26 protein-coding genes and 1 pseudogene are annotated in these 24663 nt (G+C 42.7%); 8 read left to right on the forward strand and 19 right to left on the reverse strand.

The window, feature by feature from the left end; genetic code table 11:
* Window positions 1–697: 697 nt before the first annotated feature.
* The 3 genes from LC586_RS21180 to fni all read right to left on the reverse strand — a co-directional run bounded on the left by LC586_RS21180 (window position 698) and on the right by fni (window position 6331).
* Window positions 698–2461, reverse strand: coding sequence for a pre-peptidase C-terminal domain-containing protein (locus tag LC586_RS21180; RefSeq protein WP_229486668.1), 1764 nt, complete (start codon window positions 2459–2461; stop codon window positions 698–700).
* Between the two features lie 856 nt (window positions 2462–3317).
* Window positions 3318–5153 carry a signal peptide peptidase SppA gene (gene sppA / locus LC586_RS21185; RefSeq protein ID WP_229486669.1) on the reverse strand — a complete coding sequence of 612 codons (1836 nt, stop codon included), beginning with the start codon at window positions 5151–5153 and terminating at the stop codon, window positions 3318–3320.
* Between the two features lie 128 nt (window positions 5154–5281).
* Window positions 5282–6331 (reverse strand): type 2 isopentenyl-diphosphate Delta-isomerase, encoded by a 1050-nt coding sequence (fni, locus tag LC586_RS21190; RefSeq protein WP_229486670.1) that lies wholly within the window; start codon window positions 6329–6331, stop codon window positions 5282–5284.
* A gap of 153 nt (window positions 6332–6484) precedes the next feature.
* Here fni and LC586_RS21195 point away from each other — a divergent pair, with 153 nt between their 5' ends.
* Together LC586_RS21195 and LC586_RS40755 are read left to right on the forward strand one after the other, a co-directional pair.
* A complete protein-coding gene (locus LC586_RS21195; protein WP_229486671.1) occupies window positions 6485–7072 on the forward strand; it encodes a Uma2 family endonuclease in 588 nt (195 codons plus the stop codon).
* Window positions 7073–7203: 131 nt separating this feature from the next.
* On the forward strand, window positions 7204–7326 hold the full coding sequence (locus LC586_RS40755; protein WP_267921707.1) for a hypothetical protein: 123 nt from the start codon (window positions 7204–7206) through the stop codon (window positions 7324–7326).
* On the opposite strand, the gene LC586_RS21200 is transcribed toward LC586_RS40755, so the two are convergent.
* The 4 genes and pseudogenes from LC586_RS21200 to LC586_RS42710 all read right to left on the reverse strand — a co-directional run.
* Window positions 7310–7702 carry a hypothetical protein gene (locus LC586_RS21200; RefSeq protein ID WP_229486672.1) on the reverse strand — a complete coding sequence of 131 codons (393 nt, stop codon included), beginning with the start codon at window positions 7700–7702 and terminating at the stop codon, window positions 7310–7312. The two genes, LC586_RS40755 and LC586_RS21200, sit on opposite strands and share 17 nt — an antisense overlap.
* Window positions 7703–7823: 121 nt before the next feature.
* A complete protein-coding gene (locus tag LC586_RS21205) occupies window positions 7824–8045 on the reverse strand; it encodes a hypothetical protein (RefSeq protein WP_229486673.1) in 222 nt (73 codons plus the stop codon).
* Window positions 8046–8237: 192 nt separating this feature from the next.
* Window positions 8238–8477, reverse strand: a complete 240-nt coding sequence (locus LC586_RS21210; protein WP_229486674.1) for a hypothetical protein — start codon at window positions 8475–8477, stop codon at window positions 8238–8240.
* 402 nt (window positions 8478–8879) lie between these two features.
* A pseudogene (locus LC586_RS42710) lies at window positions 8880–9014 on the reverse strand (IS982 family transposase); the annotation flags it as partial.
* Between the two features lie 14 nt (window positions 9015–9028).
* Here LC586_RS42710 and LC586_RS42715 point away from each other — a divergent pair.
* Window positions 9029–9112 carry a hypothetical protein gene (locus LC586_RS42715; RefSeq protein ID WP_438822919.1) on the forward strand — a complete coding sequence of 28 codons (84 nt, stop codon included), beginning with the start codon at window positions 9029–9031 and terminating at the stop codon, window positions 9110–9112.
* 84 nt (window positions 9113–9196) lie between these two features.
* On the opposite strand, the gene LC586_RS21215 is transcribed toward LC586_RS42715, so the two are convergent.
* The 4 genes from LC586_RS21215 to LC586_RS21230 form a co-directional block, all read right to left on the reverse strand.
* Entirely contained in the window at window positions 9197–9349 is a 153-nt protein-coding gene (locus tag LC586_RS21215; protein ID WP_229486675.1) for a hypothetical protein, read from the reverse strand.
* The gene (locus tag LC586_RS21220; protein ID WP_229486676.1) at window positions 9339–9602 is read right to left on the reverse strand and encodes a type II toxin-antitoxin system RelE family toxin; all 264 of its coding nucleotides are present in this window, start codon (window positions 9600–9602) and stop codon (window positions 9339–9341) included. The genes LC586_RS21215 and LC586_RS21220 overlap by 11 nt, the downstream gene beginning before the upstream one ends.
* Entirely contained in the window at window positions 9595–9873 is a 279-nt protein-coding gene (locus LC586_RS21225) for a hypothetical protein (protein WP_229486677.1), read from the reverse strand. Before LC586_RS21225 ends, LC586_RS21220 begins: the two co-directional genes overlap by 8 nt.
* 66 nt (window positions 9874–9939) lie before the next feature.
* Window positions 9940–10224 carry a hypothetical protein gene (locus LC586_RS21230; protein ID WP_229486678.1) on the reverse strand — a complete coding sequence of 95 codons (285 nt, stop codon included), beginning with the start codon at window positions 10222–10224 and terminating at the stop codon, window positions 9940–9942.
* A gap of 57 nt (window positions 10225–10281) precedes the next feature.
* Here LC586_RS21230 and LC586_RS21235 point away from each other — a divergent pair, with 57 nt between their 5' ends.
* Window positions 10282–10902 carry a transposase gene (locus LC586_RS21235; RefSeq protein WP_229486679.1) on the forward strand — a complete coding sequence of 207 codons (621 nt, stop codon included), beginning with the start codon at window positions 10282–10284 and terminating at the stop codon, window positions 10900–10902.
* An 18-nt stretch (window positions 10903–10920) separates the two neighbouring features.
* On the opposite strand, the gene LC586_RS21240 is transcribed toward LC586_RS21235, so the two are convergent.
* Window positions 10921–12435: a phenylacetate--CoA ligase family protein gene (locus LC586_RS21240; RefSeq protein ID WP_229486680.1), complete on the reverse strand. Its 1515-nt coding sequence runs from the start codon at window positions 12433–12435 to the stop codon at window positions 10921–10923.
* A gap of 195 nt (window positions 12436–12630) precedes the next feature.
* Between LC586_RS21240 and LC586_RS21245 the strand changes: the two genes are divergently transcribed.
* Both LC586_RS21245 and LC586_RS21250 read left to right on the forward strand, forming a co-directional pair.
* Window positions 12631–14331, forward strand: a complete 1701-nt coding sequence (locus LC586_RS21245; protein ID WP_229486681.1) for a serine/threonine-protein kinase — start codon at window positions 12631–12633, stop codon at window positions 14329–14331.
* A 128-nt stretch (window positions 14332–14459) separates the two neighbouring features.
* Window positions 14460–16616, forward strand: a complete 2157-nt coding sequence (locus tag LC586_RS21250) for a serine/threonine-protein kinase (protein ID WP_229486692.1) — start codon at window positions 14460–14462, stop codon at window positions 16614–16616.
* A 109-nt stretch (window positions 16617–16725) separates the two neighbouring features.
* Here LC586_RS21250 and LC586_RS21255 read toward each other — a convergent pair whose 3' ends face one another.
* Window positions 16726–17229, reverse strand: coding sequence for a hypothetical protein (locus tag LC586_RS21255; protein WP_229486682.1), 504 nt, complete (start codon window positions 17227–17229; stop codon window positions 16726–16728).
* Window positions 17230–17804: 575 nt separating this feature from the next.
* Window positions 17805–18035 (reverse strand): hypothetical protein, encoded by a 231-nt coding sequence (locus LC586_RS21260; RefSeq protein WP_229486683.1) that lies wholly within the window; start codon window positions 18033–18035, stop codon window positions 17805–17807.
* 211 nt (window positions 18036–18246) lie between these two features.
* On the opposite strand from LC586_RS21260, the gene truB reads away from it, so the two are divergent.
* A complete protein-coding gene (gene truB / locus LC586_RS21265; RefSeq protein ID WP_229486684.1) occupies window positions 18247–19131 on the forward strand; it encodes a tRNA pseudouridine(55) synthase TruB in 885 nt (294 codons plus the stop codon).
* A 79-nt stretch (window positions 19132–19210) separates the two neighbouring features.
* A complete protein-coding gene (locus tag LC586_RS21270) occupies window positions 19211–20059 on the forward strand; it encodes an alpha/beta fold hydrolase (protein ID WP_229486685.1) in 849 nt (282 codons plus the stop codon).
* Window positions 20060–20165: 106 nt separating this feature from the next.
* Here the strand turns inward: LC586_RS21270 and LC586_RS21275 are convergent, their stop codons facing one another.
* From LC586_RS21275 to carA, 5 genes are all read right to left on the reverse strand, one after another.
* Window positions 20166–20474: a DUF1816 domain-containing protein gene (locus LC586_RS21275; protein WP_229486686.1), complete on the reverse strand. Its 309-nt coding sequence runs from the start codon at window positions 20472–20474 to the stop codon at window positions 20166–20168.
* Between the two features lie 86 nt (window positions 20475–20560).
* Window positions 20561–21661, reverse strand: coding sequence for a 23S rRNA (guanosine(2251)-2'-O)-methyltransferase RlmB (gene rlmB, locus LC586_RS21280; protein WP_229486687.1), 1101 nt, complete (start codon window positions 21659–21661; stop codon window positions 20561–20563).
* Between the two features lie 91 nt (window positions 21662–21752).
* Complete coding sequence (locus tag LC586_RS21285; RefSeq protein WP_229486688.1) at window positions 21753–22232, reverse strand: Mini-ribonuclease 3; 480 nt, start codon at window positions 22230–22232, stop codon at window positions 21753–21755.
* Window positions 22233–22806: 574 nt separating this feature from the next.
* Complete coding sequence (locus LC586_RS21290; RefSeq protein ID WP_199326607.1) at window positions 22807–23157, reverse strand: STAS domain-containing protein; 351 nt, start codon at window positions 23155–23157, stop codon at window positions 22807–22809.
* Between the two features lie 206 nt (window positions 23158–23363).
* The gene (gene carA / locus LC586_RS21295; protein ID WP_229486693.1) at window positions 23364–24530 is read right to left on the reverse strand and encodes a glutamine-hydrolyzing carbamoyl-phosphate synthase small subunit; all 1167 of its coding nucleotides are present in this window, start codon (window positions 24528–24530) and stop codon (window positions 23364–23366) included.
* Window positions 24531–24663 lie beyond the last annotated feature (133 nt).

Raw genomic sequence — 24663 nt, forward strand, 5'->3', positions numbered from 1 at the left:
CTAATGATAATGATTTTTTTGGTGAACGTTGCAAGATTTTCAGATGAACGCAATATCTTTGTTAAGTTAAGTTTCAATATCATTTTTTTACCAAAAGATAATTTTGCATTAAAAAATGGATTGTAAAATTTCCAAGTTTCATTGATATATTAATCCAGGAATTATTGCACTTAATAAAACTTAGGCTTTACATAAATTTTATATACAGCAGAATTCAGAATTCAGGAGCGGAGCCGGAGACGCTCCGCCGAGGCGTCAGAATGGGCTACGCCCCGCTACGCTAATAGAAGTAAAACAGGCTTTATAGCTGGCTTTGAGACGCGAGCTTGTGTACAACACTTTCCTTGAAATCCGCTGTAGTTATTTAGGATTGGAAAATTAGCGCTGCCTTGTAAATAGTCTTTTGTCGGGTAAGGGGCAATACAGTTCAGTTAAGCATTTATTTCTTCTCTCAGTGCCGCGCCAGTTGCTTCTCCCAAGGGGAGACGCTGCGCGAACAAGTCGGGGAACCGCAAGGGCGCACTGGCTCTCTGCGCCTCTGTGGTTCGTTAAAAAACTTGACTTTGCTAAAAGGTTTTAGCCTTAACCCAAACGTATTGGGGTAAGGGGGACACGTCGCCGTGTTCCCTTAGCCAAGAGGAAAAGTATCCTTGAATCTGCCTTGTGATGTCAGGACTTTCTTAAGTTGACAACGTTCTTATACCAAACTGACTTCTAGGGTATAAGAAAGATCAGGTATAGAGGTGCTACCAGAGAAAATTCCGCCATTTTCAGGCAAGAAAGCAAATTTACTCACTGAAATGGAGTACGTACCTGCACCCAGAGAACTAGTGATTAATGACCCCTGGTCTAAGCCACTATCGTCGTCACTTTGTAATAAAGTTCCAGCACTGTCAAACAGACCGAGAACTGTATCTCCCGATGTCACCGTACTGATAGTGACAGTTCCTGGATTTGCTAAAGAAAATGTAAAAAAGTCGAAATCGGAATTATCCCCTGGTTGAACTGTTGTTAACTGGGCCAAGAGATTAACGTCTGAGCCTGATGATAAGGAACCTAAACCTTCAGCGCTGTCTAGTGAGTTGTTTGTACCTTCTCCAGCATTTTCCCGCTCATAGAAAAGGAAGTCATCACTATCAAGTCTGAGATTGGTTTTTCCTTGCAGAATACCTATGATTTCATCTTGCTCTGCTCCTAGTTTGTCTAACAATATTCGCGTGTTGCTTCCAACAACTTGCAGGCTGTAGTCTTGTAGAGGTCCTTTGAGTTCAATTCGATCTTGGCTAGAGTCGAAGTCAATAATAGTAGCCAAGTCCCCAAAACCAGGACTGGTAGTGTTGTTATCGTCGTAGAAAACATTTACAGCGTCCCCCAGGATAAATCTATCTACCCCAGTCCCGCCAGTGAAGTTATCAGTTTCCGCTATTCCAGGTGGAAGCGGACTACCAGGGAAAACACCGATGAGGATGTCGTCTCCAGACCCGCCATTGAGTACGTCATTGCCGGGCCCGCCTTGTAGACTATCATTGCCATCACCACCATTGAGGATATCATTGCCATTATTACCATCTAGAGTGTCATTGCCTCCTACGCCATTCAAAGTGTTGTTAGAAGTATTACCAAAAAGGAAGTTGCTAACACTGTTACCTGTCCCGTTGATGTCGCTACCTTCCCTCAACCTCAAGTTTTCCAGATTGGTGCCTAGTGCGTAGGTGACAGAAGACCGGACGCTATCTGTGCCTGAATTCGCAGCCTCTGTAATCCTATCAAGAGTAGTGTCAACGAAGTAAGTGTCGTCGCCTGCACCACCTATTAGAGTGTCGTTTCCTATGCCCCCATCAAGTGTGTCATCGCCATTATTACCGGATAATCGGTTATCTTGCGTGTCGCCAACAATGCTGTCATTTCCATTTGTGCCGATGACATTATCAAAGTTGACTGCTGTATATGACAATGTTCCCAAGCCAGGAACGTTATTGGCAACCAAACTTTGGGTTCGCAGGTTAACGGTGATAGCTACTCCAGCCAAAGATTGGGATGCATCTATGGTGTTGTTGGCAACATTAGCATTAGCAATAACCTTTTCTACTCTAAAGAGTTGGTCTTGCCCAAATCCGCCAGCTTTTTCAATGGTTCCAACACCTGACAAGGTAATGCTCTGACCTAGTTGACTGTAGTCTGCGGTATCTATGCCATCTCCGCCATTAATGCTGTCGTTACCCTGACTGCCTCTAAAGGTATCACTGCCTGCATCACCTATTAGAGTGTCATTGCCATTTCCACCGATTAGACTGTCGTTTGCCGTTCCACCTGCGAGGGAATCGTTACCATCTGCACCATTTAAAGTGTCGTTACCGGAGGGACTATTGGCATCACCACCACTAGCCCAACCAACTATCGTGTCATTTCCCGAAGTCCCAGAAAGATTGTCAGCAGTTGTTTTGCCGAAAATAAATGCCATGTTATTTCTCCTGAATTTCTCACTAATGCGTAAGTTCAGCCTCAGTCAAAAAACTATTCATCAGTTCAATGTAGATTACTTGCCATTTGTGTAATCTAAATTAAAAACCACTAAATTATTTGGTTAATAACTTCTAAAGAAAAAAATATCCAGCTATTTATTGTAGGGTGACCCGAAAAGCCCGCCTTTGCTTGTGCACGAGCGAGACGCCTACTCTAAAGAATTAGATAATTTCTTTTTTGAAAGTCCCTTAATTTATGACCCAAATAGTAAGTAATTTGAGCAAAAATTTTGGTTCTTTTTCCAAACTTTTTTTAACCGACGCTGTAATTATTTTATTATAATGAAGTACGAGGTTACATCAACTACTTTATCAAAACTTTAAGATTTCAATAAGTATGATTAATAAGACATTTATATAGAAATGTAAATTGTAATTAATTATTGTTTCAATCTACTGATTTATCAAGAAAGGCAGAGGGCAGGAGGCAGGAGGCTCAGTTGGAATACAATACAGTTCAGTTAAGCATTTTTTCCTTCTCTCTGTGTCGCGCCAGTTGCTTCTCCCTTGGCGTAGCCTCTCCCTTTGGGAGAAGGGGAGACGCTGCGCGAACAAGTCTCTTAACCGCAAGGGCGCACTGGCTTCTCTGCGCCTAATAAGGTTCATTAAAAAAATTGATTTCACAAAGGGTTTTAGCCTTAACCCAAGCGTATTGAGTTGGAATACTGCCTCCTGCCTCCTGCCCGTGACCGTAGCGAACTTGGGTTTAAAACCCCCACCAAATTTTCAATTTTGCAATAACTATGGCAATCATAATTAATTACCCGAACATGATATAGGACTTAGAAAAAGCATCTACTCAATCTTCAAGTTGAAAGGTAAGCGGGCGTAAACCCCTTGTGGATCGTTCATCTTTTGCAGAATTCCGATTTCCTGTTGCAACTTTTGGAATTCATCGGTGAGGGGATTGGATTGTTTGAGTTGCGTCTCCTCAATTCCTAAAGCAGTCCGCACCTCTTCAGTTGCACGTCCAAAAAACCGTTCTTTGAAACTGCTAGTGCGAGGATATTCTTGCACTTCCCAGTCTTCTCCTAGTTTCGCCTGCTTGGCAGCATACGCGATCGCAGTATTCAAACCGCCAATTTCATCCACCAAACCAATTTCCTTCGCTGCTACACCAGACCAAACCCGCCCTTGGGCAATTTCTGCCACTTTTTGTTCTGGGAGTTTGCGACCTTGAGAAACTTTATTCAGAAACATATTATAAATTCGGTTAACACTGCGTTGATAAAGTGCCAACTCTTGGGGCGATTTCGGACGCGAAACTGTTTGACTATCAGCATAGGTTCCAGTTTTTACCGAATCCCAGGTGATACCATTATCATTAGCCAGCTTTTCACCATTGAACAACACCCCAAACACACCTATTGAACCTGTAATGGTGTTTGGTTCGGCAAAAATGCGATTAGAGTCGCTAGCAATCCAGTAACCACCAGAGGCGGCTACATCACCCATTGACACTACAACCGGTTTTGCCTCACGAGTTAATTTCACTTCTCGCTGCATGACTTCAGATGCGGTAGCGCTACCACCAGGACTATTAATCCGTAGTACAACAGCTTTCACATCCTTATCTTGTCGTAGTTTGTTGAAGATTTTGGCAAAGCGATCGCCTCCTACTTGCCCATCTTCTCCTTTACCATCGACAATCTCGCCCTCTGCATAAACAACGGCAATTTCATTTTTTGAGCTACGTTCTACACCCAAAGATTTGCCAGAAACTTCTGCATAGCTATTCAGGCTAATTTGTCGGAATGTTTTGTCGTCTTTATCGCTATCTGTCAACTTTTTCAGGTCAGTTACTACTTCATCGGGGTATGCTACTCGATCGACTAAACGGGTGGTTTTGGCTTGCGTGGCTTCCAGTAGTGCCTGATTATCTGCGATCGCTTGCAACTGGTTAGGTTCAATTTTCCGACTTGCGCCTACAGTAGTGCGCCACTCTCCCCAAACATCATCCAACAATTTCTGAGTTTGTTCGCGGTTTTCTGGACTCAATTTTGTGAGGATAAACGGTTCTACAGCGCCCTTAAATTTCCCCACCCGCACGACTTGAACACCAATGCCATATTTCTGCAATGCACCCGCTAAGAACATCGGTTGTGAACTCAAGCCGTTGATTTCCATCATTCCCAGAGGATTCAGCACAATGGAATCTGCCACTGAACTAAGGTAATATTCCTTTTTACTCCAATCACTGCCATAAGCGACAATCTTTTTCCCCGCAGCACGAAACTCCTCTAACGCTTTCCGAATTTCTTTCAGAGAGGCATAGCCAACGTTAGCAGCTTGGCTTGTGCTTGTTGCATCTAAATAGATCCCGACAATTCGCGGATCGCGCCGCGCCTTTTCCAAAGTTTCCACAACTTTGCGGAGTGCCATCCTATCGTCATCCACACCTGATAATGTGTTTTGAAACAGTTCGCCAGAACTAGGTTCGCTATCAGTAATTTTCATTGACAAGTCAAAAACCAGCATTGACTTATCTTTCACATTTGGCCCAGTATCTTTAGAGGAGCTAGCAGCCAATATTAGCAAGAACAGTCCAGTGGTTCCCAGACCACCGAAAATAATTAGTCCTAGTAAGGTGCCAATTAAACTAGCAACAGTTTGTTTGATAAAATTACGCATTATTTATTAGTTATTGGGCATTGGGCATGGGGCATTGGGCATTGGGCATTGGGCATTGGGCATGGGTATTGGAAAAACAACTAACTAATGACTAATGACTAATGACTAATGACTAATGACCTATTTACTTATTCTATGCGCTGTAAACTACCAGAGTGCTTTAACTGATACAAGGTGGCGTTGCCAGTGCAAAATAAAACTGTAGTGATTTCAGCGATTAATACTTCAGCGAGTTCCGCAACTGCTGTCTCTGATGTTGCTGCTGCTTGCAAAAAAGGCATTGCTAAACCAGCTATATCTGCTCCTAAGGCGATCGCAGCTGCAACATCCAGTCCATGACGCAAACCTCCCGAAGCAATTAAGGGCACATTTGGAGCGATCGCTCTAATAGTTGTAATACACTCTGCCGTCGGTAAACCCCAATCGGCAAACGTCCTTCCTAAGCGACGTTGCAAGGGATTTTCTGCCCGTTTACTTTCTACTTTTGCCCAAGAAGTACCTCCCGCGCCAGCTACATCAATTGCTGCTACTCCGGCGGCGATTAGTTTGCTGGCGATCGCTGCTGAAATGCCGTTACCTACTTCTTTCGCAATCACTGGCACTGGTAGTTTATCGCATAAATCAGATATCTTGTCAATCAAATCCCGAAAATTAGTATCACCTTTGGGTTGAATGCACTCTTGTAGAGGGTTAATGTGTAAAATCAGGGCATCAGCTTCTAGGATATCAACTACGCGCAAACATTCATTTAAGCCGTACTTATAGTTAAGTTGCACAGCGCCCAAGTTCGCAAATAGCAAAACATCGGGGGCATACTTGCGGACAGCAAAAGTATCAGCTACTTGGGGTTTTTCTACTGCTACGCGCTGGGAACCGACACCCATTGCAATTTTGTAGTGTTGCGCGACTTGGGCCAAACGTTGGTTAATGATTGCGGCTTGTTCTGTTCCGCCAGTCATGGAAGAAATTAACAAAGGTGCGCCAAGGTGTTTCGCCAGGAAAGTTGTACTGATATCAATATCGTTGTGGTTGAGTTCGGGTAAGCAAGAATGGGTAAAGCGATAACGTTCCAGTCCATTGGTGATTTGATGAGACTGAACATCTTCTTCTAAACAGATCCGAATGTGATCGGCTTTGCGATTCTGAGTTTGTGCAGAGATGTTGGTAGGGGCGTTCACTGGTGGGTATGGCTAAAATTATTGGCTTGCGATCGCTATTGTTACATTGTCTGCAACCGTCTTTTGATAACAAAAATATTTATTTTCGCTATCTTTAGGGTACGTTACGTTATTGATAACATAGCTATTCCCTCATTTTATGAGTTAATTAATATGGTTTTGCAAACAGAGAAGCGCTACTACACCCCAGAAGAATATTTGGAATTAGAAGAGAAGGCTGAATATAAAAATGAATACAGAGACGGAGAAATTATACCTATGACAGGGGGAACAACTAACCACAACAAAATTGCAGGTAATTTTTATAAAAAATTTCCCCTGACAGCGCAAGGACAAGATTATGAGATTTACATAGGGGATGTGAAATTATCAATACCTCGTTATCGTCTTTATACTTATCCTGATATTATAGTCATCAAAGGTAAGCCTATTTATGAGGGAACAGGTACAACAATTATTACTAATCCCTTGTTAATTGTTGAAGTTTTATCAAATTCAACTAAAAATTATGACAAAACAGATAAGTTTAAATATTATCGTTCAATTCTTGGTTTTCAAGAATATATTATGATTGAACAGTATAGTTTTGCTGTGGAACAATTTGCAAAGCAAGCAGAAGGTCAATGGATTTTTAAGGAATATGAAGGTGAAGATGCAGTTTTAGTTTTAGATTCTATCGATTTTCAAATTGCCTTGCGTGATATTTACGAGCGGGTGAATTTTGAGTTGATTGAGGAATAATATCATGTCTGGTTGATTGCTTATTAAATCCGAAGAACCCCACCCCGCCAAAGCTATGCTTTGTCTCCCCTCCCCGCAAGCGGGGAGGGGTTGGGGGTGGGGTTTAATGACTGTGGTTAGCATAACTATTTATGAAGAGAGGTTTTCCAGATAGCGTGAAAAGCGATGCCTGCGGTGGGCTACGCCTACGCAAAACATGGGCATCATTCACCGTGAATGATGCCTACTTGTTGCTCATTACGCCGTCTGTGTAGAAGCCGCTTTTGAGTCTGCGGTCGATTTTAACCGCGTAATGGTGGCTTTACGAATGCGATCGCTTTTGCGTACCCCGCCTGTCATCTCGTATTCCCGGCTGTCTTTGCCATACTTCAACGCCACACCACTGACTAAGCGCTCTGAGGTTTCCCGAATGGTCTTTTCAAGGGTTTCTATTTTTCCCTTTGCTGAATCAATGGCAGTTAGCATCATATTATACTCGTCGATCTGGTTGCGGAGTTGCCCGATTAACTGGGTTAAATTGTTTAAGCTGATGGAATCACCAAAGTCAAGGCTGGAATCAATCGATTTAAATCCGATTACTCTCTGTTCGGTTTTTTCTAGCACGGGAGAGGTTCTTTTTTGGCGTGGCATCAATGCATACTTTTTACTAAACTTATCTTTCTAGAGTGTCTCAATGGGACAGTATAGTGGTTCAGTAAAACTTACAGAAAAAGGTATTTTTTTTAATAATATTGGATTGGTAGCTCAGTAATTACACGATAATAGACTTGTGTTCTGGACGAATGGACTTGTGTTCTGGACGAATGGACTTGTGTTCTGGACGAATGGACTTGTGTTCTGGACGAATGGACTTGTGTTCTGGACGAATGGACTTGTGTTCTGGACGAATGGACTTGTGTTCTGGACGAATGGACTTGTGTTCTGGACGAATAGACTTGTGTTCTGAACGAATGGACTTGTGTTCTGAACGCACCTTAGAGAATGTTTGAAAAGTCCCCTGATTGCTAGCAAAACGTTTTAGATCCCCCTAAATCCCCCTTAAAAAGGGGGACTTTGAAAGGTTTTGCCCCCCTTTTTAAGGGGGGTTGGGGGGATCTAAAGCCGGTGGGGCAACTCTAGAAGACTTGTGTGTACATCGTAAGCTTGCAAAGAGGGGCTTGTGATATTATTGATCCTCAGAACGGCGATGTTTGGGTAACAGGCTCTTTTTCTGTTTTTCTTGCAAACTGCTGGCTTGTTTCAGGACTGGGATACACTGGTTAATCATCCACATTAAAACCTCGATTGGGGAGTCTCCTTGCTGAAGGCGGTTTTCGGCATTTACGCCAATTAGCATTGTTTGCAGAATTAGTAAGAAAGCGATCGCTTTTTGACTTGCACTTTGACCACGTTTTTTAGCTGGCATCTGAATTCACCTTGTTTTTAGGCTTACAAGGTCAATTATTTTTTTGGGTATTTCCCCAGACACATCCCCCACGCAACGTCTATAATGCTTGTATCGTCAGGTTTTGCAGCTTGGGGAAGCTTGTTTGTTTGGGTAATTACAAATTATTTCAATTTTCTTTATATTTGAATGATGTCAATAAATCTTCGCAAAGCTGAATCAGCTTTAGAAAATGTACTCAGTTAGGACTAGCCCTTTCAAGGTGAAGTTTGTACTATAAAATAAATCATGTTTTTAACCCAATTTTGGGATTTTGGCTCAGGCGATCGCGCAGTGCAAAGTAGTGGTTGTGCGTAGGGCAACCACTACTTTGAATTAATCAAAAGCATAAGTATTTAATTATATTAAAGCATTACATGTTACTCACTCTATAAATGCTTGTTTAAGGGTAAATGTAGAAATAAATGCTTCAAGCTTCAGTAAAAATCCTTTATAAGTGACTGCATGAATTGATTTCGGGAAGACACAAGTGATGCTACTAAACACTGTTTCAATATATTTGCTACGAAGTTATCTGGAAGTGCGCCCAAAGTATGCCCTACCCCGCTTTTTATCAAGCTTGGCATCAACAAGAGAAAGTGAAAGATGGAGAGTAGGAAAGAAAAATACTTCCTCCAGCCAAAACATAAGCGAAATGTAGAAGCAGCAATTCCTTGTAAAGACGCGATTCATCGCGTCTCCTAAGCGTCTCGTAAATCTATCGCGTCTGATATTTCCGCAATCCAGAGAATGCGATCGCCCCTAGTAAAACAGATATTGCGAACAGAATGGGAATGCGATCGTTTTTTTGATTGCTGCGATGAATTGATTAAGCGATCGCCTTTATGGTTCATATACTTCGCTGCGATGAGCGATTGCCATAACAAGTACCTGCACAACTTCATCGTCTATAGAATAAATGACCCTGTAATCCCCGATTCGGTAGCGATAGTAACCTGCATAATCTCCCTTCAGGGCTTTAATGTTGGGGTGCGATCGAGGAGTTTGTTCTAGCTGCTGCAAACATCGGGCAATTTTCTTAGCAAGGGCTTTGTCAGCATTGACATAAACTTCCTGGACATCGGGATGAAGAATAACTTCATACATCAGAGCGAAGAGTTCTCCAGGCGGTGTATTGGGCTTTAGGCGTTACTTGATTTTGCTTAACTCGCTCTAACAATCCAGGAATTGCCAAAAGCTCTTGGGTTGCAGCTTCGCTTTCAGCATTTGCCAAATAAGCAGCAAAATCAGTCAGCACCTGTAATCGTTCTGGAGATAATTGCTGGAGTAAGTCATTAAGCTGTTGCTGTAACTCTGCGACAGAAATCAAATCTGCTGATGACCCATCATCCATCGGAGAATTATCGGTAGTATTCATTGCCTACTTCAGAATTTTAAGGTTTAGTTTTTATTATGCCGCATTCACTGGAGATGATGGAAGTAACTAGCTTTTATACTTGACTTTTAACTTCATTGTGCCTAAGCTATCGACTATAAATTCAAACGAACTTGTGTTGTGAACCAAAGCTATCAAAATTCTTCCAGGTGCTTTGGTTATCTTAGGGGAAACTGCGGCAGAGGCGATCGCCCCTAATAAAACAGATATCGTGAACAAGATGGAAATGCGATCGTTTTTGCGATCGCCCCTTGTAGAGACGCGATTCATCGCGTCTTCTTCCTTTCCGTCATTTACATAGCGGGAATAATTCCGAGTTTTTTGGGTTGGCAATTACATCAATACAAAGCAATAATTGCATAAATTTTTGTATCAATCAAAGATGTAATCATGAATCATTACGATCCTCAACCAGAAAACAACAAACCCAAATACAAAGGTAAATATCGAATTGACTCAACCCGTTTACCGGCATGGAGTTATGCTAGTAATGCTGGATATTTCGTTACTATTTGCACCGACGGGAAGAAATGCTTTTTTGGTGAGGTTGTGCAGGGTGGAATGCAGCTATCACCAATTGGAGAAATTGCTCAGAAATTATGGTACGAGATTCCTCATCATTTTTCTAATTGCCAGATAGATTCGTTTTGCGTCATGCCTAATCATATTCACGGGATTTTGGTTATTAATCAAATACGAGAAGAAGGCGTGATGAATCAAACACAGGAAGAAGATGCGATGAATCGCGTCTCTACAAGGGGGGATGGTGAACGGGGTGGGGTTACTGGGTTGTTTAACCCGATGTTGTCTAAAAATTCCCTTTCTAAAATTGTTAGGTGGTACAAAGGACGATGTTCATTTGAAATTAATCAAATCTATCAAGGTTTTGGATGGCAAGGAAGGTTCCATGACAACATAATTCGTAATGAATTCGCCCTCGATAAAATTAGACAATATATTATCAATAACCCAATCAATTGGGAACGCGATCGCAAACAACCACCCTATTGACGTTCATCGCGTCTTGTACTATTGACGGGTATAACGATGTTTCACGCCAATGGGGAAATATTCAAAATCACCCATTGGGGCTAATGTAACTTGTGGTGTTTGATATTCTGCGGGAACATAATTAGCAAACTCGCTATTTAGGCGTAGCAATTGCGAAAGAATAGAAGATGCGATCGCTTCTGTTCGATCTTCACTACCCTCTACCCCTGGTGCTAACTCCACAACCACAGATAAAAATCGATTTTTATCAGTATCTTCCTTCACTTGCAACACAAATTTACCCGTCACCCATTCTTGAATTCCTGGTTGTTCTAATCCCACCGTCACATTTTCTGGATAGATATTTGCGCCAAAGTAAGAAACTGTAAAGTTAGAACGCCCGAAGACATAAACGAAAGGTAGCTGATGAATACCTCTAGGTAATTCTTGAGTGTCAGAACGGAGATTTTCAAGCGGATTAAATTCCCATTCTGCTAAAAATTGCAGCATGGCATCATAACTAATTATCCCGCCAGTATCTAAGATGTCATAACGCACTAAGGGAATACCGTTATCTCCAGAAAACAGCAATCCGCCATCTTGAACTTCAAAAAAGCGACTGCAAGGATCATATTGTACTAATGTGGGTAAACGCGATTCCCCAAATAAAACTCTAGCGGCATCGGGATTTATTGCCAAAAAACGGCGAATGCAAATACTTAACGGTGTTTCATTACCCAAAACTCCTGCATCCGCAGTGCCATAGAGTGATGCAAAATCATAGCAAGGATTTTGTGAACCAACTCTTTCGCCAACTAAACTCCGCCATTCTTCACTAAATACTTCTCCCGCCATCACTAATTTAATCTGATATTGCTGCCACTCCACACCACGAGCGATACCAGTATCAATCACATCTTTTAAAAATGGCGGGTATCCCAACAGCACGACTTGTTCAAAAGCTGAACCTAATTCCTGCACAACTCGCAAGATTTCTTCTTTGTTGTTACCAGGAGTAATTACAGTGATGGGATAACCTTTGCTAGCAAGATAACGACAGCAATTGGTGGTAAAGATTCCACCTACCCAAGTGCCCAAAGTGAAACAAATCACTGCTAGGGTACGTCTGGTATCTGTATAGAAACTATCGTGAAAAATTTGTTCAAAACGTGTGGCGATTTGGAGTTCATCTGTGAAAAAACGAGGCCAAAATGTCGGTTTACCACTGGAACCGGAAGAAGCAGCTATCATATCGCACCCTTGGAGTTGCCCGTTGCGGCACAAGTCAGCTAAAGGATAACGCAGTATATAATTTTGTTTAGCGATCGCTGGTAGTTTTTGAAACTCCTCTAAGGTTTGAATAGTCGCGGGATTAATTTCCCTTTCTGCTAAAAAAGCCTTGTAGGCAGGTACATTAGCCGCCACATCGTGAAATAAACTCAAAGCTGCCGAAGTTTGAGTGTTGAGATGCTGTTGCAGTATCGTTTCTAGGGGGGTAGACAAAAAATCTTCAAATGCTTTAATTACTTGCTGCTGTCTTGATTTCCGGTTCATGATAATTCGTAATTCGTAATTCGTAATTCGTAATTCGTAATGACGCTCTCTACGAGACTCTGCGCGTAGCTTGCTTCCCTGCAAGAGTACGCGGATACGAGAAAGCGCGTCGCTAACGTAATTCGTAGGATATCCGAAAATGAGGGTATGCGCGTTGTAGTCATTCAATAAAACCTTAATTTATCCTTGGGCACCATGCAGCTCTATTGCAGTAAACAACACACAAATAATGGTGGGAACCGCTTTTGTACCCATTGTGGTGAACCATTACCTCTTGCTGTGGGACAGGTTGTGGATAATCGCTATCAAATTATCCGTCAATTAGGACAAGGGGGCTTTGGACGCACCTATTTGGCGGAGGATAGAACTAAATCTCATCAAACCTGTGTGCTGAAGGAATTTGCACCCCAAGTAGAAGAAAAGCAAGATTTACAAAAAGCTAAAGAGTTATTTGAACGAGAAGCAAATGTCCTGAAAACACTCCAGCATCCACAGATACCGCGTTTTCACGCCTCGCTACAAGTGAAGATAGGCACTAAAGATTTTTTCTTTCTAGTGCAAGATTATGTGGATGGTGATAATTATTACCAATTATTAGAACAGCGTGAGAGTCAAGGAAAAACCTTTAGTGAAGAAGAAGTAATCACCTTACTGCAACAGATTTTACCGGTGTTATCTTACATCCATTCACGAGATGTAGTTCACCGTGATATCTCTCCTGATAATTTAATTTGGCGGCGTTCTGATAATCTGCCAGTATTAATTGATTTTGGTGGTGTCAAGCAATTGCCAGCTTCTCAAGGTTTTTGGCGGACTAAGTTGGCTGAAAATAACACTTTGCTGGGTAAAAAGGGCTACGCCCCAGAAGAACAGCTACGGCAGGGAAAAGCATTTTTTAGTAGTGATTTATATTCTTTAGCGGTGACATCACTGGTGTTGCTCACAGGGAAAGAGCCGCAAAAATTATACGACAGCTATCAGGGAATTTGGGGATGGGGAAAGGAAATCCGAGTTAGTCAGCAACTGGAAGCGGTGTTAAAAAAGATGTTGGCTTATAAACCGAGCGATCGCTACCAACGAGCCGAGCAAATTCTCAAAGATTTACCATCACTAACTACTACTAAATCCCCAGGTAATTATATTACTACCAAGATCAAGACGATGGTAGTTGCTCCGGGAAGACAACACGCCAGTGCTGTTGTGAGTAGATTCCAGAATAAAACGCAAGCGATAGCGAAACCAATATCTTGGCCTGTTTGGATTCGCCCTTTTGTGATGAGTTTAGGGGGAACAGCTTTAATTGTCTTAACTGGTGCAGGTACTTTGGCGGTGGTAAATGCAGTCATTCGGAGCGTAACTTCAATTACTATCCCATCAATCTCATTACCGGAAATTCCACAGTTCCCAAATCCAATCGGTAAACCAGTCAGCGACAAAGGAAAAAATCGCAATCTCCAGGAAATTATCAGTCGTCGTCAACAGCTAGAAATTACTGAAGGATTTTTTACTCCCTTTGTAGATGATTTATTTTATACAAAAAAACCGGAATTAAAGAGACGTAGCCTGACATCTAAATCTGAAGACGCTGGTTTACGAGATGAATGGTCTGGTATTGCTGACGATTTGTTGGATAAACTAGAACAGGCTGACCTCAGTACAGCAGCTCGTCGGAAATTGGGTAAATATAGTCAAAAAGATTATGTAACATGGAGACGACTTGCGCGATCGGGGCAATTTGGTAACTATACAATTGATCAGTTGACCAAAGACGCAAATGAAAAATTTGATCGGTTGTTTCCCGATCAGGATCGTGGGAAACTCAATCAACAGACTTTCGGTCAAATTTGGTATGCGATCGCAGCCGATCAAGTCAGTAGAGTACAATCTGGCAAGTAACGAGAGATGAGGGAGATGAGGGAGATGAGGGAGATGAGGGAGACATAAGCAATGCCCAATGCCCAATGCCCAATGCCCAATGCCCAATGCCCAATGCCCAATGCCCAATGCCCAATGCCCAATGCCCAATGACTAAAATATATTGTTCTAAAGGACATGAAAATTCCCCAGGTAGTCGCTTTTGTCTCCAGTGTGGTGAAAAGTTGTTGGATACGCCCATGAGTTATGGTATCCAACCGGGACTAACTTTAGGCGATCGCTATGTGATTGTGCGTCAAATTGGCCAAGGTGGCTTTGGACGCACTTATTTAGCTGAAGATGTCAATCGTTTCCGCGAACTTTGTGTTTTAAAAGAATTTTCCCCCCAAGTTCAAACCGCCTACGTTGTCCAAAAAGCTGAAGAACTGTTTGAGAGAGAAGCGAGTGTTCTCTATAAACTGCAACATCCCCAAATTCCCCGCTTCCGGGAACTGCTTCGCATGAACTTAGGGGGCAAAGAATATCTGTTTTTGGTGCAAGATTATGTAGAAGGGGAAACTTACAACTCGTTGTTAAATACCCGGATACAACAGGGTTTGCGCTTTACAGAGGCGGAAGTGCGCCAATTGTTGCTTTCAATTTTGCCAGTGTTAGAGTATATCCACTCCATAGGCGTTATTCATCGAGATATATCTCCAGATAACTTAATGCTTCGCACTGTTGACAAACTGCCAGTGTTAATTGATTTTGGCGGTGTCAAACAAGTAGTAGCAACCGTTGCTTCCCAATATTACCAACCCGGTATAGTTGCATCTTCCCCATCACCAACCCTATTGGGCAAGGTAGGATTTGCACCCCCAGAACAGATGCAAACTGGGTTAGTATCTCCCCACAGCGACTTGTATGCAATGGCCGCAACAATGTTGGTTTTACTGACAGGGAAACAACCCCAAGAATTAATTGATACCTACAACCTGACCTGGCAGTGGCGACGGGAAGTAAGCCTGAGTCCGATTTTGGCACAGGTATTAGATAAAATGTTATCTGCCAGACCAAGCGATCGCTATCAATCAGCCAGTCAAGTACTCCAAGCTATCAACCCGCCCCCAGCTAACTTTCCCCCAACTCAATACCCCGCCCCATCACAACCCACATCCGCCACCGTCGCCGTCTCTCCCCCATCCCCCTCATCCCCCCCATCCCCCTCATCTCCCTCATCTCCCCCTCCCCCCTCCTGGTGGACACCAACAAAAACCTTTCTAGTGGCGGCGGTAGTAGCTGGTACTGTTGGATTACTTTGGTGGGGAGTGAATAGTAGCCGCGATGTCGGGGACAAACCTGATCCTATAGCCAGTCCAATTCCAACCAGTGACCAACCGACCGATCCTTTAGCGCAATATTCACCAGCAGAACGGCAGCGTAAAGAAAGATTAAGCGATCGCCGTCAACAGTTGGGTATTAACTCTAACTTTTATGTGAACTTGGTGAATCAAGTTTTTTGGGACAGAAATCCCAGTTTACGAGGACGCACTCTCAACGATGGCCCTGAAGATGAGAGTTTGCGGGCAGAATGGGATAAAACAGCCTCAGAATTGTTAGAAAAGCTAGCGCCACTGAGTTCTAATACACGCCGGCAACTGGGAACTTATACAACTGCTGAACGCGATCGCTGGAAAGTGGAAGTAAACAAAATTAACGTTGGTAGTCGTTCTTTGTATGATTTGGGAGATGCCGCCTTCTTAAGTGTATTCCCTGAACAGCGTGGTAAAGATTTTCTGGGTCAGCCCATTGGACAAGTTTGGTATGGATTTGTTAGCGATCAACTCAGTGCTATCCTTGCCGGTAGCGCTTTCCAAAAACTTGTCTTTGATCCGGGCGCTATCAGCAAAACAGTCAGTGGTACTCTCCAACCTGGTGGTGGTAAAGTATTCATTGCTGGACTTGCCAAAGAGCAATCTTTAGAATTGAACCTACAAGCAAATTCCCAAGTTTTGTTATCAGTCTATTCACCCTCTGGCAAAATTAGATTTTTAGAAGATTCTACCCAGCGAAATTTGTCAACTAAATTACCAGAAAACGGATTTTACGAGTTTGTCGTGGTTTCCAAAGCATCGAAACCAGTAGATTATCAACTCAGCATTACAGCAGAAAATCTCGCCCCTCCTCCATCGCCAACACCAACGCCCACGGAAACACCAACGCCCACAGAAACACCCACGCCAACGCCAACGCCAACTCCTACACCAACTCCCACCGAAACCCCCACTCCTACACCGACACCAACGCAGGAGACAGAACCTCAGTAGAAAACGAACTTAAATCAAGCCATTCCCAGTTTACATACATTGAAATTTGCTTACAGACTTAACTTATCTGCATTACTTACAAACAATTTCAAAATAAATCTTATGATTCTTAATCTCGAATTTCTATCTTGGTAATCAGCCATTCTTTGATTGTTTTCCCGCAAGGCTCAGAACTTTGACAATCATTGACGTTTTCTAGCTGATAATACATCTCTACTTTTTTATTGACGTATTTATCTGGTTCGCAAATATCAAATGACGCACCGACACTTTCATATAATTTACCCTTTTCATCGACCACAGTAACGTAGCATTTTAAGTCTCCATTATGCATATCTTTGATAGTACCCAATATCGGCTTATCGTTAGAGGTTTCATTACTTTTGTTATTCTTAATAGATGTATTTTCATTTTGTGCTGAATTACTAGCTTTTTTAATCCTTTCGGTATTATCTAGCTGATTTGCGGAAGTAGATTCAAAATTAGCTGGGATAGTTGTTCCAGTCTTTGCTTGATTAACTTGGTTCTGTTGAGAAGCACTATTGCCATCACCACAACTTGCAATCAACATAGAACAAAGAATTAATGTAGTAGTGAAGATTGTTTTTTTCATTTTATTTATGTTCATAAAACCCTATAGATGATTGTTTTGGTAAAAATATTAGACCAATAGTCAACCCACCAATTATTCTGGTAGTTAAAGTAAAATAGGTAGTGTCTCCTCAATACGTTCGGTTAGCTTGTTTACCCTGCGAAGATCCCCCAACCCCCCGATAAATTGGGGGGCTAATTTCCTCTTTTACCCCCAATTTATCGGGGGTCGCCACAGGCGGGGGGATCTTATCCGAACCGTATTGAGTGTCTCCTATCAAACGTTCGGAAAAATTATCGTTTCCTTGAGTAGCGCAGAGAAATACAAAAAACCAAGACTAAGCATAATTGTCAACCTAAAAGATATAATATAGCAGTCCTATTTTATTCGTGAAAAATATAGACAAGGATACGAACCGCCATCTCTACGAGAGGCTTCCGCCAACGCCTAGCGTCTCGCAGAGAAGGACGCAAAGGGAAGAAAGAAGAAAGGTATATATAATTTTCACAAATGATTTAGGATTGCTATAAAACCTTTTATTAACTTTTCTATGATATTTATTTATTCTGATAGTTTTATCGAACAGAATACATGCGTCAGTCGTCAGAATTCAGTTGGGTATTTTGACCGAAAAAGCGGATGAATAACCGGCGTTTTTGCACCCCCACCAAATCGTAGATTTGGTGGTCAACAAGAAAGTCGCGGGTCTGAATCCCCGACTGTAAGCGTTGCGTTAGCGAGTCCGCGAGCGTCTTGATTCTGACCGGAGCTTTCGGAGTCTCCGGCTTTGCTCCTGAATTCTGACTTCTGAATTCTTCTTCAAGCATTGTAACTTAAAAGTTACATCGTGATATTTGTGGAAAAGACTCGGACTTATCCGTACTTTTTGTGTATTATTCGGTAAAGTGCTTACAGGATGTCTTAAACCTGATTTATGTGTATAAATTAATGCTTGGTTAAGCATTGATTACCAAATATTAATGCTTTGAGCATTAAATGAGTATTTAATAGAGTTTAGAAGGTGTAAGTATTGATTTTGTGTTATTTCAAGGTTTTCTCAACTTAAACAAACCATTTGACTGGACTTCCCACGACTGCGTAGCGCGAGTGCGAAAATTGTTGCGCCTCAAACGTGTAGGACATGCGGGAACTTTAGACCCAGCTGCTACTGGGGTTTTACCAATCGCCCTTGGTAAAGCCACAAGATTATTGCAATATCTGCCAGAAAACAAAGCTTACAAAGCCACTATTCGGCTGGGTGTGCGTACCATAACCGATGATTTACAAGGCGAAATCATTACTTCTCAACCTTGTGCTGGATTGAGTTTGGCACAGGTGAAAAGTGCATTGCCACAATTTGAAGGCAAGATTGAGCAAATACCACCTAGTTACAGTGCAATCCAAGTGGATGGTAAACGCCTCTACGACTTAGCACGCCAAGGGATAACAGTGGAAGTTCCAGTGCGGACAGTGGAAGTTTTTCAGATAGATATTTTGGACTGGAGAGAAGGGGATTTTCCCGAATTGGATGTTGCGATCGCCTGTGGTTCTGGTACATATATTAGAGCGATCGCTCGTGACTTAGGTGCAATTTTAGAAACTGGTGGCACTCTTGCCGCTTTGATTCGTACCCAAAGCAGTGGTTTCGATTTAACAGATAGTCTCACTTTGACAGATTTAGAAACGAAACTGCAAGCCGGGACATTTCAGCCTTTTGTCTCTGATGCAGCCTTGAAGCATTTGTCATCTGTTACTTTACCAGCAACATCTGCTCAAAAATGGTGTCAAGGTCAGCGAATTTCTCTAACTTTCGATGTTCCTGCGATAGTACGAGTTTATGATGAAGAAACTCGCTTTTTAGGTATTGGGCAATTACAAGATGAAGTGTTGATTCCCCAAATGGTTTATGAACCGATTTCTTAAAACTGTGATAAGTTGAAGGTTTTAATTTGAACACAGAGTTTGGCCACCAAGTATGGCGGAAGTCTCCTGGGGGTGCTAGATGAGCGATCGCCATCCTATCACTGCTGCACGTCTCAATGTCTACATCCAAGGTCAAGGATTCCCAATTCTTGGCTTACATGGTCATCCTGGTACTGGTCGTAGTCTATCTGTCTTTACCAATCATTTATCAAAACGTTATAAAACTTTTGCCCCTGATTTACGTGGATACGGCAAAAGTCGCTGGAATGGCAATTTTGATATGAATGACCATTTAACTGATTTAGAAGCGCTGCTAGACCGCTTTGAGATTCAAAAGTGCCTAGTATTGGGATGGTCACTTGGGGGCATTCTGGCAATGGAACTGGCATTACGTTTGCCAGAGCGGATTACAGGGCTGATTTTGGTGGCGACAGCCGCAAAACCCCGTGGGAGTCATCCTCCTATCACTTGGCAGGATAATTTATATACTGGCGTTGCTGCCCTAATAAACTATATAAAACCGAGTTGGCAATGGAATATTGAAACTTTTGGTAAGCGATCGCTTTTCCGCTACCTAATCCAACAACATACATCTACTACTTATAATTACATCGCAACTGTTGCAGTACCAGCTTATTTGCAAACCTCTCCTGCTGCTACTCGCGCCCTTTATAGTGAAATTCAATCGGGATACAACCGACTTCTAGATTTAGAACAAATACAATGTCCTAGTTTAGTACTTGCTGGTGAACAAGACCGCCATATCACATCTGATTCCAGCTTACAAACTGCTCAACACCTCAACAATTCTGAATGGCAGTGCTATCCCAACACCGCCCATCTTTTTCCGTGGGAAGTCCCCCAGCAGGTGCTCAATGACATTGACCATTGGCTCGAAGTTCATCCGCAGGTAATTGGTAGTCAATAGTCCACGGGCTTTTGACTCTTGAGCAAATAATTCGTAATTAAAACTCGCAATTACAAATTACGAATTACGAATTACGAATTACGAATTATATTGACTCTGGCCTAACTTAACTTAAAATTTGACCGCCAAAGGCAGGCTGTACTTTGCGGTCAAATCTTTCCCCCAAGTCTTCAGCGATTGTTAAGTTATTAGGTTTGCAGCGCTTGACATTCACAGAAATTCCCGTAGCTCCTTCGATCTCCAAATCTTCTATATATCCAATGCTTGACAATTTTGCATCAGAAGAAGTCAGAAATGGCCCGAAGTAGTATGTGCAACGGGGATTTTGCGTCACAATCTCTACCCACCAAGCCAAGCCGATGGAGTCGAATGTGTTAATTAACACTTCCTTAAGGTTATGCCAAATGGTTTTCATGGTTTTCGCCAATTTATAAACATCTACAGGGTGTTAAACGATATGTTGCTTTATTATCTTTTACATTTCTTTATACTCTGTTACTGTTATTTTTTCAAAGATATTTTTTGTAATTTATCTAGGTGGTGGGTATTTAGCGATCGCTGGCGATAGATTTCATAAAGTGTCATACCTGCTGCTACAGAAGCATTGAGGCTTGGAGTCTTACCCTGTAGAGGAATCGATACTAAGAAATCACAGGAGCGTTGAGTTAACATACTCAGACCTTCGCCTTCTGAGCCGATTACCAAAACGATTGGGCCAGTGAAATTGACTGTATGCACAGGTTCGCTCCCACTTGCAGCAGTGCCGTAAATCCAATAGCCAGCTGCTTTTAATTCTTCTAAGGCGCGGCTGAGGTTGACAACTCTAGCTACAGCAAAATTTTCTAAAGCGCCTGCTGCGACTTTCATCACAGTGGAAGTGATCCCAGAAGCCCTTCTTTGGGGAATCACCAAACCTTGAGCGCCTATTGCTTCGGCTGTGCGAATAATTGCTCCCAAGTTATGGGGATCAGTAATTCCGTCAGCCACGACAATTACGGGATCGGTTACAGCTTTTGCCTGTTCAATTAGATCGCGCAATTCGATGTAAGCGTAGGGAGCAACTTGTGCCGCCACACCTTGATGATTGGCCCCGTTGGTGAGATAGTCTAAGCGCTTGGGTTCAACCTCATCAATAACTGTGCCATTTTCCTTCGCTTGCAGCAGACAATGGTGAAAGCTGGGATCGTAGCGCAGACGGGTAGTAATCCAGAGACGGTTGAGATTGCGCTGATTTTGCAACGCACTCAATACTGGATGACGACCGTAGATGAGATCGCTATCTTCTTCTATCGGTTGTGTAGATACAGGCGGCTGGGAGAAGTTGCTATTTCGTTGGCGGGAGTTGTCAATGGGGTTGCTATCTATTTTTCTGGGATTGCGAGTCGGATTAGCAACATCTATTTTTCTGGGATTAGCACTAGAGACAGGGTTGCTATCTATTTTTCTGGGATTGCGAGTCGGATTAGCACTAGAGACAGGGTTGCTATCTATTTTCCTGGGATTGCGAGTCGGATTAGTAACAACACGCTTACCCTGAATTTTTACGGGTTGCCCACGATTGGGTTCGTTAGAAGTCTTGACTTTTCTAGGTTTATTCTGCATTTTAGTTATGGATATAACGTATGGTTGATATCACAATTACCTCAATTTCTTGAACCTAATCTAGTACTGCGGCTACTGTAAAATTAAGTTCTCACTCTTTTTTTACATGAAGCATTTGCAACAGTTCGGTTAGACGCTGGTAATCGGTGAGATATAAGTAGCCAATTAAGGTTTCTAGACTGGTTGCCTGTTGATAAATTTCGGGATTAAGTCGCTTAGGGCGTCCTGTTGCGGCGTTTCTACCCCGTCGGACAATTTCTAATTCGGTGTCCCTGAGATGAGGAATCAGCGATCGCAAATGTAGCGCTTGTGTTTCCGCTCTTACCTGCTCCACTACCAGACTATGGTAAATTCCTGACCGCTGCAATGGCAGCAGATAGAACATTCTAACATATAACTCATAAATTGCATCCCCTAAATATGCTAAAGCAGTAGGAGAAATTTGTTGCACTTGTGAGAGAGAAATCTGTTGGAATGGCGCTGTGGTTGTCAAGAGTGCTTGAGTCCAAGATAAAGTCTGTTTGGGAGTTTCATCTTGCCCATCTAATAGCTCTTCCTCCTGTGACTTCACAAATAAATCATTCCTTGACGGGCTACATTTGGCAGGCATTCTTTGCAAAGACTGATTTTTCTGAAGTAAGCCATAATCCTATACTTAGCATAATCAATACTATCAGAAATACTTACTAATTCTATCTTTTTGATTGAGAGTTGGCATTTTAGATCGCCCTGATGTCAACGCCTATAAACCAAATTTTGCCTACTTGTGGTCTGTACCTAAGATAGGGTAAAATTATGACATCAAACTCACCCTGTTACTTGATCGCATTGTCATGCTTACTTAGTAAGCGACAATTTTTAACTATACACTATCAAGTCAAGTTTACCTATAAACAAATCTGCTGGCTTTGTAATTCTTACAAATTTCTCAGACTTGATTGTTTATCCGATAAGAAGCCAAAAATTACATACCCAAGAACTGGGTGTCTATATCTTTATTATTGCTCAACTTTAAACATAATAGCTTAACTGGCTTTGTGCCTCTCCCACAAGGAGAGAGGTTTTCTGCCAGAAGTTTTAAAAATTAAGCTATCCGATGTTGAATCTGGATAGCCGAATTGATCTCTCGGTTCAAGCAATCAAGACTACTTGACGTTTTCTAGAGCTTCTTCAACTGATTTTTGCAAGGAGAGAAACTTCTCTAGGCGAACAAGCTTGACCGTTTGAGTTACCCGGGCATTCGTGACGATTTGCAAAGTGCCTTCGGCAGTTTGAGCCTGCTTGGCTAGCTGCACCAAAGCACCCAAGCCAGAGCTATCAATAAAGTCGATTTGTGAGAGATCCAAAATAATATGCTTAGGGCCCTCGTCAATCTTACTGCCAAGTACCTTGCGAAATGTCGGCTCAGAAAAGGCATCTAACAAACCTGTGAGGCGGAATAGCTGACAGTTATCCCGGACTTCACGAGTGCCCCTCAGGCTAACGGTTAGATTCAATGGATCAGCAATAATTCCCTCCTCATGAGTTAAAGTGAACGCTCAAGTATAGATGGTTTTTGAGCAACTTGTCTACAATCTACTAGGGGATTGGGGATTGGGGATTGGGCATTGGGCATTGGAAAACTCTTTCCTAGTCCCTAGTTAGTCCCCATGTCTCATACCCCATGCCCCATGCCCCATGCCCCATTCCCTATTACCTATTTTTACCTCACTTCGGCTGCCACGGCTTGACGTGCTGTTCGCATAGCTTGAACAAATTGCTCAAACAAGTAATCAGCATCGTGAGGGCCAGGACTGGCTTCTGGGTGATATTGGACGGAGAATATAGGTAGAGATTTGTGACGTACCCCAGCAACGGTGCGATCGTTTAAGTTCAGATGGCTGATTTCCACAACTGCCGTAGGTAAAGAATCTGGGTCAATAGCAAAACTATGGTTTTGGCTAGTGATTTCTATCCGTTGTTGTAAACCGGCAGGCTGATTTAAACCACGATGCCCAAATTTTAATTTATAGGTTTCTGCCCCTAGTGCATGACCTAAAATTTGGTGTCCCATACAAATACCAAAGATGGGCTTTTCACTTAACAAAAGCGCTTTGGCAGTTGCAATTCCTTCAGTAACGGCAGCAGGGTCGCCAGGCCCATTTGAAAGAAACACACCATCTGGATTGTAGTTGAGGATTTCCTCTGGTGGCGTATCGGCAGGCACAACAATTACCCGACAACCGTAACTTGTTAAGCGACGCAAAATATTGCGTTTTACGCCAAAGTCAAGGGCAACAACGGTAAAGGCTTCTCCAAGATTTTCCGCAGCTTCCGAGTTGAATTCCCAAGCTGGAATTGTGGGATCTGACCATTCATAAGCCTTTGCGGTGGTAACTTCCCGAACCAGATTTAATCCTGCCATGTTGGGAGCCGCTAGTACCTGCTCTAGCAATTCCGCCTCATCGAGAATGGTTGTGGAAATGCCACCGTTCATGGCTCCAAACATCCGAATTTTGCGGGTGAGGGCGCGGGTATCGATGCCGTAGATCCCTGGTACTTGGTTTTGTTTAAGGTAGTCTGGTAAGGATTGTGTCGATCGCCAGTTACTCGGACGGTGACAAATATTCCGAGCGATCGCACCCCGAACTTGGGGGCCATCTGATTCCTCATCTTCAGAATTTACGCCAGTATTGCCTAATTCAGGATAGGTAAAAATTACAATCTGACCGCAGTAACTTGGGTCGGTTAATACTTCTTGGTAGCCGGTCATACCAGTGTTGAACACCACTTCTCCGATCGCGGTTCCCGTAGCACCGAAAGACCAACCGCGATAAGTGGTTCCATCTGCCAGGACAAGTAAAGCAGGTATTGCGTCAGACAGGGGCATAGTAAATTGGGCATTGGGCATTGGGCATTGGGCATTGGGCATTGGGCATTGGGCATTGGGCATTGGGCATTGGGCATTGGGCATTGGGCATTGGGCATTGGGCATTGGGCATTGGGCATTGGGCATTGGGCAT

The organism is Nostoc favosum CHAB5714, assembly GCF_020829495.1.
Lineage (GTDB): Bacteria > Cyanobacteriota > Cyanobacteriia > Cyanobacteriales > Nostocaceae > Nostoc > Nostoc favosum.